13 protein-coding genes are annotated in these 12,050 nt (G+C 72.6%); 3 read left to right on the forward strand and 10 right to left on the reverse strand.

What is annotated here, in order from left to right; genetic code table 11:
• Positions 1–38 precede the first annotated feature (38 nt).
• Entirely contained in the window at positions 39–548 is a 510-nt protein-coding gene (locus ACZ5GT_RS27475) for a tetratricopeptide repeat protein (RefSeq protein WP_469031588.1), read from the reverse strand.
• A 119-nt stretch (positions 549–667) separates the two neighbouring features.
• Here ACZ5GT_RS27475 and ACZ5GT_RS27480 point away from each other — a divergent pair, with 119 nt between their 5' ends.
• On the forward strand, positions 668–1,084 hold the full coding sequence (locus ACZ5GT_RS27480) for a hypothetical protein (protein ID WP_469031589.1): 417 nt from the start codon (positions 668–670) through the stop codon (positions 1,082–1,084).
• Between the two features lie 98 nt (positions 1,085–1,182).
• Here ACZ5GT_RS27480 and ACZ5GT_RS27485 read toward each other — a convergent pair whose 3' ends face one another.
• The 6 genes from ACZ5GT_RS27485 to glnII all read right to left on the reverse strand — a co-directional run bounded on the left by ACZ5GT_RS27485 (position 1,183) and on the right by glnII (position 7,979).
• The gene (locus tag ACZ5GT_RS27485) at positions 1,183–2,706 is read right to left on the reverse strand and encodes a DUF1996 domain-containing protein (RefSeq protein WP_469031590.1); all 1,524 of its coding nucleotides are present in this window, start codon (positions 2,704–2,706) and stop codon (positions 1,183–1,185) included.
• A gap of 185 nt (positions 2,707–2,891) precedes the next feature.
• Positions 2,892–3,545 carry a response regulator transcription factor gene (locus ACZ5GT_RS27490; protein WP_469031591.1) on the reverse strand — a complete coding sequence of 218 codons (654 nt, stop codon included), beginning with the start codon at positions 3,543–3,545 and terminating at the stop codon, positions 2,892–2,894.
• Complete coding sequence (locus ACZ5GT_RS27495) at positions 3,530–4,807, reverse strand: sensor histidine kinase (protein WP_469031592.1); 1,278 nt, start codon at positions 4,805–4,807, stop codon at positions 3,530–3,532. Before ACZ5GT_RS27495 ends, ACZ5GT_RS27490 begins: the two co-directional genes overlap by 16 nt.
• Positions 4,808–4,838: 31 nt before the next feature.
• Entirely contained in the window at positions 4,839–5,879 is a 1,041-nt protein-coding gene (locus ACZ5GT_RS27500) for an SDR family oxidoreductase (protein WP_469031593.1), read from the reverse strand.
• A 60-nt stretch (positions 5,880–5,939) separates the two neighbouring features.
• Positions 5,940–6,527, reverse strand: a complete 588-nt coding sequence (locus ACZ5GT_RS27505) for a winged helix-turn-helix domain-containing protein (RefSeq protein WP_469031594.1) — start codon at positions 6,525–6,527, stop codon at positions 5,940–5,942.
• 405 nt (positions 6,528–6,932) lie between these two features.
• Positions 6,933–7,979, reverse strand: a complete 1,047-nt coding sequence (gene glnII / locus ACZ5GT_RS27510) for a glutamine synthetase (RefSeq protein WP_469031595.1) — start codon at positions 7,977–7,979, stop codon at positions 6,933–6,935.
• 370 nt (positions 7,980–8,349) lie between these two features.
• Here glnII and ACZ5GT_RS27515 point away from each other — a divergent pair, with 370 nt between their 5' ends.
• Positions 8,350–8,481 carry a hypothetical protein gene (locus tag ACZ5GT_RS27515; RefSeq protein WP_469031596.1) on the forward strand — a complete coding sequence of 44 codons (132 nt, stop codon included), beginning with the start codon at positions 8,350–8,352 and terminating at the stop codon, positions 8,479–8,481.
• Positions 8,482–8,484: 3 nt separating this feature from the next.
• Here ACZ5GT_RS27515 and ACZ5GT_RS27520 read toward each other — a convergent pair whose 3' ends face one another.
• Together ACZ5GT_RS27520 and ACZ5GT_RS27525 are read right to left on the reverse strand one after the other, a co-directional pair.
• Complete coding sequence (locus ACZ5GT_RS27520; RefSeq protein ID WP_469031597.1) at positions 8,485–9,165, reverse strand: hypothetical protein; 681 nt, start codon at positions 9,163–9,165, stop codon at positions 8,485–8,487.
• A 233-nt stretch (positions 9,166–9,398) separates the two neighbouring features.
• A complete protein-coding gene (locus tag ACZ5GT_RS27525) occupies positions 9,399–9,758 on the reverse strand; it encodes an arsenate reductase family protein (protein WP_469031598.1) in 360 nt (119 codons plus the stop codon).
• Between the two features lie 173 nt (positions 9,759–9,931).
• On the opposite strand from ACZ5GT_RS27525, the gene ACZ5GT_RS27530 reads away from it, so the two are divergent.
• A complete protein-coding gene (locus ACZ5GT_RS27530) occupies positions 9,932–10,246 on the forward strand; it encodes a hypothetical protein (protein ID WP_469031599.1) in 315 nt (104 codons plus the stop codon).
• Positions 10,247–10,702: 456 nt separating this feature from the next.
• Here ACZ5GT_RS27530 and ACZ5GT_RS27535 read toward each other — a convergent pair whose 3' ends face one another.
• The gene (locus tag ACZ5GT_RS27535) at positions 10,703–11,887 is read right to left on the reverse strand and encodes a winged helix DNA-binding domain-containing protein (RefSeq protein WP_469031600.1); all 1,185 of its coding nucleotides are present in this window, start codon (positions 11,885–11,887) and stop codon (positions 10,703–10,705) included.
• Positions 11,888–12,050: the final 163 nt, after the last annotated feature.

A 12,050-nucleotide genomic window follows, 5' to 3' on the forward strand; every position in this document is an offset into this window, starting at 1 on the left:
GGTCACTCGGGCCCCGGGTGACCCGGGCCCCGCGCGACTCAGGCCTCGGGTTCCACCAGCAGCCGCGCGTAGTTCGCCATGGACCGCTGGTAGCGCGGCAGATGGCGGGCGAGCGCGCCGAGGACGAGGGACAGGCCCTCGCGGTCCCGGTCGAGGCCGGACAGGCACAGCGCTAGCGTCGCCCGCACCGCGTCGTCCAACTCGTCAGGTTCGGCGTCCAGTTCGGGCGTCAGCAGCTCGACGCCCGCCTCCGGGTGTCCGGTGTTGCGCAGCGAACTGGCGAGCTGGATCCGCGTCCGCCTGCCCTTGTAGCGGCTGACGTCGTCCAGCCCGCGGGCGAGCGCCTCCCGGTACAGCGGCACGGCCCGGTCCGAGTGACCGGTGGAGTCCCAGGCGCAGGCCCGCTCGAACGGTCCGAGCGGGCTGTCGGTCGGCAGTTCGGCCACCAGTTCGTCGATCACCGCCCGGAAGGCGGCGCCGTCGTCGTCGGTGGTGTCCTCGAAGGCCGCCCAGGCGGCGGCCACGCGATCTTCCCAGTCCTGGTTCACAGGCCACACCTTCACACACCCGTACGCATGCTCGCGCGGTATTTGAGCGTCCCGCGCCCCGCGCCCGTATCGAAGGGGACGGGCCCCTCGCCGGGGCCGCGACGGGACCGGAGGAACAGATGAGGTTGACCCGACCGATGCTCGCGGTGGCCGGCGCCGCGGCCGTGGTGGCGCTGGCGGGCTGCTCGGGCGACGGCGCGGCGGCGGCCAAGGCGCCGGCCACCGCCACCGGCAGCCTGGAGAGCCTGGCCGCCCGGGTGAAGTGCAAGCCGGACATCCAGACGGACGCCGACGAGATCCGCCAGGCCCTCTGCAAGGTCTCCGGCGGCAAGTTCGTCCTCGCCACCTTCGCCACCGACCGCGGGCAGCGCGAATGGCTCAACGACGCCAAGGACTACGGCGGTCACTACCTCGTCGGCCGCAAGTGGGTCGCCGTCGGCGACGACGGGGTGGTCGAGAAGCTGCGCGGCACCCTCGGCGGCGACGTGGAGATCGGCGCCGACCACTCCGGGCACGGCGGCGGCCACGACGGCTGAGCAGCACCCCGGCACGACCGAGCGGGCGGTGGGAGATTCCCACCGCCCGCTCGTCAGTGACCGGTCAGCACCCCGGCCGGTGCCGGGTCAGCGCCTCGTCACTGGCAGCGCTGTCCGCTGTTGACGCAGTTGGCGATCTTGTTCGCCAGGCCGCCGGTCGTGACGCTGATGAAGTCGTCGTGGTCGGTGGCCGCCTTGTGCAGCTGGTCCGGGAAGCCGTCCACCGCGTACGCGTTCTTCACCACGCCGTTCTGGACGGTCGGCGGCGTGATGTTGTACGTCAGGCGCATCGTCAGCTGCGGGATCGCCTTGAAGCCGTTGCCGCAGTTGCCGTTGGCGTCGGCGAAGGCGACGTGCGTGCGGTGGTTGGCGCTGTCGGCGTTCTTTCCGTCCCAGCAGCTCTGGAAGGCGAACGTACGCACCACCTTGCTGCCCGCCGGGCAGATCGGGTACTGCGTGGTCAGCTGGACCTTGTTCTCGAAGCCGGTGCAGCTCCAGTGCGCGTTGGCGTTCGCCAGGCCGTTGGTGGTGGTCTTGGCGTCACCGGTGATGATGCGCAGGAACTGCGGCATCGCGACGACCTTGCTGGTCGGGCTGCCGACGTACTTGATCTGCGCCGACACCGGCGTCAGGATCTTGCCGACGTTGCCTTCCTTGCCACCGCCGTCCTTGTTCTGGTCGAAGTCCTGCGTGCCGTTCTGGACGCGGACCACCGGCCAGTAGTACGACGACAGGTCGTTCTTGTTCTGGCAGCTGGTGCCGCCCTGCAGGAACGTCTGGTTGCTGGAGAACGCGTTGACCTTCTGGTTGCCGACGTAGTCGTGCAGGTGGTGCGCGCCGTTGGCCACGCCGGGCGCCACGATGACGTTGTCGGTGTTGAAGTTCTTGTTCGCGTTCACGCCGCACCGGGTGGTGAAGGTGCCGGTCGAGGCGTTGGCGTTGTTGCGCGGCTTCGCGGCGACGTTCGGCTGGACCTTCGTGATGTCCACGAAGTCGGCGGCGGTCGGGCCGTTGCCGGCCTGGCCGTTGCTGCCCTGCTGCTGGCCGTTCTGCTGCTGTCCGCCCTGCTGCTGGCCGTTCTGCTGCTGTCCGCCCTGCTGCTGTCCGCCGTTCTGCTGCTGACCGCCCGCCGTGGTCTGGTTGGCGGCCTGGTCGGCGGACAGCGTGGTGCACGCGGCGAGCTGCGCCAGTGAGTTGTCGAAGGTGCCGCCGACCCGCTGGATGTCGATCCGGATGCGGTCGATGGTCGCGGCGCGCTTCTCCTTCAGCGGACCGACGATCGCGTTCTGCACGAAGTTCGCGTCGTTGGTCTGCGCCTGGCGGGTGGAGGCGAGGCGCGCGTAGGCCTCGGTGATCTGCTTGTCGAGGTTCGCCAGCTCCGTGGCCACACCTTGCTGGGCCCGGGCCGGCACATTCGTCAGCTTCTGGCCCACGTCCGGGCACGAGATGGTCGCCACCTGCCCGGTGGCGGCCTTCGTGGTGTTCTGCGCCGAGTTCGACTCATGAGCCGAGGCGTAGAAGTTCGCCCAGATCAGCCCGCCCCCACCGAGCGCTAGGGCCGCCGATGCGGCAATGGCCTTGGTGGCCAGCGGCGTACGGCGTTTTCGTGTGTTGCGTCCCATGGAACTCCTCTGACTTCCTTGCGGGGCAGCTCGAGGCGCCCGACAGGAGTGAAGCGGCTCCCTCAGATACGCAAGGGGCCCCGGAGGTGTTCACCCGACCCGCAAAATATTGCGCGTCCCGTCCGTGACCCTGGTTTCAACTGCCGTGATCGCACAGGCGGTTGTCAGAGGTTCACCGGGCGTGTTCAGCGGTCGCGGTCGAGATGGGCCAGTACGGCCAGCACGCGTCGATTGTCGTCCTCCGACACCTCCAGCCCGAGTTTGGCGAAGATGTTGGAGGTGTGTTTCGCGATCGCCCGTTCCGTGACGACCAGTTGCGTGGCGATCGCCGCGTTGGACCGCCCCTGCGCCATCAGCTCCAGCACCTCCAGCTCCCGCGCGGTCAGGCGCGCCGTCGGCTGCTCGCGGCCCGCCCGGCGGCTCAGCAACTGCTGGATGACCTGGGGATCCATCGCCGTACCGCCCGCCGCCACCCGCCGCACGGCGTCCACGAACTGCTCCGCGTCGAAGACCCGGTCCTTGAGCAGATAGCCGACCCCGCCGTTGCCGTCGGCGAGCAGCTCGCGCGCGTACAGCCGCTCCACGTGCTGCGAGAGCACCAGCACCGGCAGCCCCGGCCGGTCCCGGCGGGCCCGCAGCGCGCACTGCAGGCCCTCGTCGGTGTGCGTCGGCGGCAGCCGTACGTCGACCACGGCGACGTCCGGCTCCAGCTCGGCCAGCGCGCGGTCCAGCTCGGGGCCGCTCTCCACGGCCGCGGCGATCTCGAAGCCGTAGGCCTCCAGCAGGCGCACCAGACCGTCGCGCAGCAGGAACAGGTCTTCCGCTAGGACAACGCGCAAGGGATCTCCATGGTCACCATGGTGGGGCCGCCGACGGGGCTGCTGACGGCCAGGACGCCGTCGAATGTACCCAGTCGCCGTTCGACGCCCGCCAGTCCCGAACCGGCGCCGATCACCGCGCCGCCCCTGCCGTCGTCGGTGACCGAGATCCGCAGCATGCCCTCCGTGTGGTGCACGTCCACCTGGATCCGGTCGGCGTCCGCGTGCTTGACCGCGTTGGTCAGCACCTCGCTGACGGCGAAGTACGCGGCCGACTCCACCGGCGCGTCCGGGTGGCCCGGCAGGTCCACGGTCACCTCGGTGACCACCGGTAGCCGCAGCGCCAACGCCCTCACGGCGTCGCCCAGTCCACGTTCGGCGAGCACCGGCGGATGGATGCCGCGGACGAGTTCGCGCAGCTCGATGAGGGCGTCGGCGGAGGACTTGCGGGCCTGCGCGAGCAGCCGCCGCGCCTGCTCGGGGTCCTTGTCGAGCAACGCCTCCACCGTGCCGAGATCCAAGCCCATGGCGACCAGCCGGGCCTGCGCCCCGTCGTGCAGGTCGCGTTCGATGCGGCGCAGCTCGGCGGCGGAGGTGTCCACGGCGTCACGGCGGGTCTCGGTCAGGACGCGGACCCGCTCGGTCAGCTCGCCCCGGCCGGGGGCGAGGACGGCACGGGTGAGCCGGAAGTGGGCGGCCAGCAGGTCCGGGACGAACCGGTACCCGAACGCGAGGACGACCGCGCCCAGCGCCGCCGCGCCGAACGCCGACGCCTGCCCGGTGACCGGCACGAAGCCGTACCAGTAGCCGCCGGCGTGGGCGTCCGGGATGACCCGCCACACCCCGGCGGCCAGCGCGAACCCCTCCAGCGGGTACAGCAGCAGCACGGCCGGCAGCAGCGCGGTGAGGAACCCGGCCGTCATGTCGACCGCCAGCCAGCCCAGGTCCCGCCAGGTCGCCGGGTCGCGGAGCATCCCGGACGTGCGCGCCCAGGGCCCGGCGCCCGCGGGGACCGGCCGGTAGGCGGCCGGGATCCGCACCCCGCACCACTCGGCCGCGAGCCTCCTGCGGGTGTCCGCCAGGGCGCGCACGCCGGTCAGGATCCCCGGGGTGGTGACGATGCCGACGCCGAGCGGTACGAGCGCCAGCGAGACCAGCGCCAGGACGAGGAACGCCACCCCCAGCGGCAGTACCGCCACCGCCAGCACGAGCCCCCGCACGCCGGCCAGTACCGCCTCCCGGGCCCGCTCCCGGCCCCCGCCGCTTCTCGTGTCGGTGTTCATGCCGCCAGTCTCACCGACCACCGCCCGGGGGTCACTGGCCCGAAGCCCCCTCCCCGGGGGTGGTGCCAGGTACACCCCCCGCCCCGGTCAGCACCCGTGCCTCCAGTTCCGGGGGGAGTCCTACGGCGGGCCGGTCCGGCCGTGCCGGCGCCGTGCCGCCGATCTCCTGGAGCCAGGCCCAGGTGTCGGCGGCGGTCTCCCGGACGGGACGGCAGGACAGCCCGGCGCCCACCGCCCGGGACACGTCCGCGGCGTGCAGCGCGTCGTGCAGGTCGCTGCCCGGCGGCACCCACACCGGCAGCTGGGTCCACGGCTGGACGCCCGCGGCGAGGATCGCCTCCGGATCCGTCCAGCGCAGCTCGGCCGCCGCGCCGGTGACCTCCACGCACGCCCGGAGGAGCTCGCCCATCGTGGCGTGCCCCTGCGGGCTCATCAGGTTGTACGGTCCGCTCAACTCGCGTTCGAGGGCCCCGGCGATCCACTCGGCCAGGTCGCGCACGTCGACGTACTGCAGGGGCAGCTCCTCGGGGCCCGGGGCCAGGACGGGGCCGCCGCGGGCGATCCGGCTCAGCCACCACGGCAGCCGGCCGACGTTCTCGTGGGGGCCGAGCAGCAGCCCGGCCCGGACCAGCAGGGCACGGTCGGCGCCGAAGCCCTCCACCGCGGCGAGTTCGCCGCCGCGTTTGTCGCGGGCGTAGTCGGTGGTGTCCGCGTCGGCGCGGGCGCCCTCGACCAGCGGCGCGTCCTCGGCGTATCCGGCGGGCGGCGCCCAGGCGTACACCGAGCAGCTGGAGACGTACACGTACCGGCCGACGCGGCCCCGCAGCAGCCGCGCCGTGTCGCGCACCCACCGGGGCGCCGCCGACCAGGTGTCGACGACGGCGTCCCAGGTGCCCTCCGCCAGGGCGGCGAGCCCGCCGGGCGCGGTGCGGTCGCCTCGCAACGACCGTGCCCCGTCCGGGGGATCGTGCCGTCCCCGATGGAAGACCGTCACCTCCCAGCCGCGCCCGAGCGCCGCCCGGACGACGGCCCGTCCGGCGAATTCCGTCCCACCCAGCACCAGAAGTCTCATACCGCCGACTGTGCCCGGTGCGGCGGCGGGACGGAACGCGGATCTGCCGTCAGCAGAGGATCAGCGGCCCGTCGGCGGGGTGTACTTGTAGCCGACCCGGCGGACGGTCCGGATCGCCTGCCGGTGCTCGGCGCCCAGCTTGCGGCGCAGCCGGGCGATGTGCACGTCGACGGTGCGGCCGTCGCCGACATGCCCGTACCCCCAGACCGTGGTGACCAGCTGGTCGCGAGTGTGCACCCGGTTCGGGTGCGCCACGAGGTGCGCGAGCAGCTCGAACTCCAGGTAGGTCAGGTCGAGTTGACGGCCGTCGACGGACGCGGTGCGCTCCACGGGGTCGATCCTGACGAGCGGTTCGGCGGTGTCGCCGGCGGTGGGGGCCGGGGCGAGGTCCGGGCGGTCGGCCGGGATCAGGACGAGGTAGCCGACCATCGGCGGCCGGCCCGGCAGCGTGGGCAGGGTGTGCGGGGGCGCGGGCAGCCAGGTGGCGCCCGGCGGCAGGAACTCCGCGACGTCGATCACCTCGTCCCGGTCCACGGCGCGCAGCCGGTGCCTGGGGGCCGGGGAGGAGGCGGCGGAAGGGGAGGAAAGCGAGGAAGGGGAGGGAAGGGAGTCGAGCGGGGCGGTGGGAAGGGAACGGAGGGTCGCCATGAGGGGTCAGCTCTTTTCGCGCGAGAGGGTCGTCGAGGGACGTACGCCGTTGCGCGCTGGCCTGGGGCCGGGTGGAGATACGGCTTCAGAGGGCCGGCGCGTTCGTCGCGCGGCAACACACCCGGTCGAAGTCGTGGTGCTGACGGGAGGGCCAGAAGGGCTCGAGGTCATGGCGACCCGTCGCGGTGCACTTCTGGAAGCTGGCCATGGCTCCATTGAAGCAGACACCGGCCTTCCGCAGGAGCCTCCTCTCACTGCTCGGACACCTTCCCGGCCGGAAGCCGGTGTCGCACAACCGGCGTCGCACACGGCACAGTCCCCGGGGCACTCCCCGGGGCGCGACGCGAGAGGGCGCCCACCGTGACGCGTGACGGCGGGCGCCCTCTCCGAGCCGGGCGGCGGGGATCAGACCTGGCCGGCCTTCTCCAGCGCGGTGCAGCAGGTGTCCACGAGCAGGCGCGTCACGACGTACGGGTCGACGTTGGCGTTCGGACGGCGGTCCTCGATGTAGCCCTTGCCGTCCTTCTCGACCTGCCACGGGATGCGGACCGAGGCGCCGCGGTCGGACACGCCGTAGGAGTACTTGTCCCACGGGGCGGTCTCGTGCAGGCCGGTCAGGCGGTCGTCGATGCCGGCGCCGTAGTTCTTGACGTGGTCGAGGGGCTTGGAGCCCTCGCCCAGCGACTCGCAGGCGGTGATGATCGCCGCATAGCCCTCAGGTCCTTCGCGCATCGCCTTGGTGGAGAAGTTGGTGTGCGCGCCGGCGCCGTTCCAGTCGCCCTTCACCGGCTTCGGGTCCAGCGTCGCGGCGACGCCGAAGTCCTCGGCGGTGCGGTAGAGCAGCCAGCGGGCCACCCACAGCTGGTCGGCGACCTCCAGCGGGGCCAGCGGGCCCACCTGGAACTCCCACTGGCCCGGCATGACCTCGGCGTTGATGCCGGAGATGCCCAGGCCCGCCTTCAGGCAGTTGTCCAGGTGCGCCTCGACGACGTCACGGCCGAAGATCTCGTCGGAGCCCACACCGCAGTAGTAGCCGCCCTGCGGGGCCGGGAAGCCGCCCTTGGGGAAGCCGAGCGGGTAGCCGTCCTGGAAGAAGGTGTACTCCTGCTCGATGCCGAAGATCGGCTCCTGGGCGGCGAACTTCTCCGCCACCTCCACGAGCGCGGCCCGGGTGTTGCTGGAGTGCGGGGCGAGGTCGATGTTCAGCACCTCGCACAGCACCAGGATGTCGTCGCCCCCGCGGATCGGGTCCGGGCAGGAGAAGACCGGCTTGAGCACGCGGTCCGAGGCGTGGCCCTCGGCCTGGTTGGTGGAGGACCCGTCGAAGCCCCAGATCGGCAGCTCGGCAGCCGTGGCACCCTTGTCCGAGTCCGTGAGGATCTTGGTCTTCGAACGCAGCTTGGCCGTCGGCTCGGTGCCGTCGATCCAGATGTACTCAGCCTTGAAGCTCACGGGCCACATCCTTCGGGGTGGGTCTGGGCGCACCTGCGGGTGCCGCGGCGCTGCGGCACCGGAGCGCCGCGGTGTGATGCCGGGAGCCTGTCAACGGGCGATTTCCCGTCCGTTGCCCGGTGGTGAACCCCGTGTTACCTGGCCGTGGTGTGTCCGGATTCACTGTGTGAGGACGCGGGCGGGGCGAGCGGACGTCGTTCGCAGTCGTGAGCGCCGGGGGACGGGCGGCTCGTATGCGATGGGAATGCGCGGGCCCGTGGGTGGGCATGAGCGGTTGCACGCGCACCCGGGGCCCTCATGCGCAACCGGGGCCGCGCACGCCCACCCCGGGCCGCGCACGCCCGGTCGCCACGGCGGGTGGCCGCGGCGGGTGGCGGCGTCGGCGGGGGCGCTGCTGCCGCGCGTCGAGAGCTTCGTCCTGCCGGAGACGTCCCACCACGCGCTGCCGCAGCCGGCCCCCGCCGAGCCGGGTCACCGTCTCACCGGGTTCCCGCGGCCCTGAGCCTCACCCCACCTTCTCGATCAGCGCCCGGCGGATCAGGAACTTGCCGGGTTCCCGCACCTGCTCGAAGGCCGCGTCGTTCAGCAGCACGCAGCTGCCGGACACCGAAGTGACCTTCACGGTCGTGGACTTGTTGTTGTCCAGGTTGGTGACCTTCAGCGTCGTTCCGGCCGGGAACCGGTCGCTGGACGCGGCCGGCGCGCCGCCCTCGCCGGAGAGGGTGACGGTGGAGCCGTTGCAGACCTGCTGCCCGGAGGCGGCCCGTGACGGCTGCGCGGCCTGCTGCCCGTTCTTCTGCCCGTTCTTCTGCCCGTTCCGCGCCGACTGCGTCGGCGTCGTCGGCCGCGTCGGCTGGGAGCCCTGAGCCGACTCCCCGACCGCGCAACCGGACGCCTTCTGCTGGACCTTGATCTGCTCGATGACCGCCTCGCGGTTGGCGATCCGGGCCGCCGACTGGGCGTCGGGAGCGGCCCGTTGGCCGTCGATGAACCTCTGGTTGTTGCCGAGGGCGGTGGCGAGCCCCTGGCAGACGGCCGAATCCGCGGCGGACAGGGTCCGCGGGGACTGCTGCTGAGCGGCGTTCGAGGTGCTCGCCATGGCGAAGGCACCGCCTCCCGCCACCGCCGCCGCGCTCACCAGCAGCGCGACCTTCTTCCTCGTACCGAGCGTTCTCCTGCGCGACATGCGCGCCTCCTGAGAGGTAGGGGAGCGTACGGCGCTATGTACGGGATACCGAACGAAACTGCTCAACGGCCGCGCGGATCGCCGAAGTAACGCCGGTAACAGACGACTTGGAGCCGGCTCACGGTCCGGCTTCTTGTTCGACCACCCACTGGGTGTACGGGTCGCCGAAGATCACGGCTGCGGAGGGTGACAGGCGACGCGCCGTCGACTCCCGCAGTGCGGCGCACCGTTGACTAACGGGACAGAGCGTCCCGTACGGCCTCCTCCGTGCGGGCGACGACCGCCGTTCCGTCGTCCGCGGTGATGATCGGGCGCTGGATCAGCCTGGGGTGCTCGGCGAGCGCCGTGATCCACCGGTCGCGGGAGGCGTCGTCCCGGGCCCAGTCCTTCAGCCCGAGCTCCTTGGCCTCGGCCTCCTGGGTGCGCGTGATGTCCCACGGTTCGAGGCCGAGGCGGGCGAGCACGTCCCTGATCTCGTCCTCGCCGGGGACATCCTCCAGGTAGCGGCGGACGGTGTAGTCGGCGCCCTCCGCGTCGAGCAGCCCGATCGCGCTGCGGCACTTCGAACAGGCCGGATTGATCCAGATCTCCATACCGCCCACGGTACGCGAGAACCCGCCTGCCCACCGTGTCCCACCCCCCCGAAAGCCCTTGTGGCCAGGGGCTTTTGTCAGTGCCGGGCGGTAAACTGGTACCAGTGTTCGAGGGTTGGGCCGGGGGCGCCGAGGTCCCCGGTCGTCACCCCGACCGCGACAGGAGGATGCCTGTGCCCGCTGCCGCACTGAAGCCGAAGCCGCTGCCCACCCAGTCGACCGCCAAGCGCCCCGTCCTGCTCGACCTGCCCTACGAGCCCGTGGAGAAGCGCCCGCTGCCGCCGGGCCGTCCGCGGGAGTGGTACATCTCGCACAACCGCCGCCTGAAGGCGATGCGGCTCGCCATCGCCCTGCTCGACTCCGGCGTCCACGTGCCGAACCAGGCCCGCAACGAGACGATCCGCAGCACGGCCGAGACGATCGGCGTCCACCCGCCGTCGGACACGACGTGCCACATGGTGCGCGCGCTGATGCGCTACACCCGGTAACCCCTTCGGCGCCGGGCACCCCCCTTTTCGACGGGGCGCCCGGCGTTCGTGTGCCCCTTCCGGCGGGGCGGCGCGCGTTCGTGCCCCCTTCGGGCGGGGCGCCCGGCGCTGGTGTGCCCCCTCGGGCTGGGCGCCCGACCTCCGTGTGCCGCCTTCTGACCGGGCGCCCGGTGTTCGGGTGCCGGCTTTCGGTGGGGCGCCGCCCGCGTTCGTGTGCCCGTGTCGGGCTGGACGCCTGACGTTCGTGTCCCTCTCGGGCCGGGCGCCCGGCGTCCGCGAACCCCTTGCCGGCGGGTGCCCAATGTCCGTGAACTCGTTGCCGCCAGGGGCCCGACATCCGTGAATCCCCTGTCGGCGGGTGCCCGGCGTCCGCGAACCCCTTGCCGGCGGGTGCCCGGCGTCCGGGGACGACCCCCTGTCGGCGGGCCCGGTGTTCCGTGGCCGGGCCCGCCGCCGTCACCCCGCCAACTCCCGTTCCAGCGGCGTTCGGAACCGCGGTGTGATCCGGGTCGTGCCGATCCACCCGCGCAGCCGCTCCGCCTCCGTCTCGATCGCCGCCTCCGCCTCCCGGCCCACGTCCGCGGTCGGCGACAGCCGCCACACGATCTCCCCGCCGGCCCGCTGGGCCCAGCCGCCCACCACCCGCCCGTTCCACCACACCGTCGGCCCCACATTCCCGCTGCGGTCGAACAGCAGTGGCCGCAGCTCCGGCGCGAGGTACCAGTCCCGCTGCTGCCAGCCCATCGCCGTCGGGTCCAGCGCCGGAAGCAGCGCCGCCCACGGCTCCGCGGGCGCCTCGACCGGCTCGACGTCGCCGTCGACGACGTACCCCGTGCCCTCTTCCAGGGACACCGGCCGCGCCCCGATCGCCGCCAGCGCGCGCCGCACGTCGGTCACCCGCCACCCCGTCCACCACACCAGGTCGCCCTCCGTGGCCGGCCCGCACGCACGGAGCCGGCGCTCCAGCACGGCCGCCTGCGCCCCGGCCTCGTCCAGCTCGGGGTGTCCGGGGGCGACGGCCCAGCGAAACTGGCTCGACGTCCAGGAACCCAGCGGCCGGCCCCGGACCACCTTGCCCTCCACACCCAGCACCCTCAGCAGCTGCGTCGAGACGGTGTGAACGCCCTCGTAGCTCTTACCAGGCGCGTACACGAACCGCTCCTTCAGGCGCGGCTCGTCCCCGGCGAGCTCGGCCGCCGTCGCCTGCCCGCGCCGGGCCAGCGCGGCCAGCACCGACTCCTCGACCTCCTTCAGCCAGGCCGCGTCCGGCGCCCCGGCCTTCGCCATGTTCTTCAGCAGTGTGGCCCGCTCCCGGGCGGCGACGGCCAGCGAGGTCGAGGCGTGCACGGCCGCGGTGAGGTGGGTGGGGAAGACGAACACCGTGTGCCGCATGCCGTGCATGCGCACCAGGGTCCGGTCCCCGTACAGCGCCCGCTCGGTCTCCGGCACGGTCCTCGACGGGTCCGTCAGCCGCGCGCCGACGGCCAGGTACACCGTCGCGGGGTCCGAGCCGTGCAGGGCGACCAGCGCGTCGGCGACCTCCTCCGGCGTCCCGGCCCGGGCGGTCCCCGCCAGCCGCTGCCGCGTCGCGAGCCGTGCCCGCCGCTCCGGCGCCCCGATGTACCGCAGTCCGTCACCCATGCCGACCTCCGCCCGCCGGACCCCGTGCGGGGTCACCGTCCCACCAACAGTGCGGCCATCCTCCAGGACGGCACTGACATTGATAGTGGTACGCAGGTTCCGGTGGTCGTGGCTCGGGCACTGACTGACGCCCTGCTGGGTTGTCCTCCCGTTGTTCTGTCCG

Source organism: Streptomyces sp. NPDC031340, from assembly GCF_055569945.1.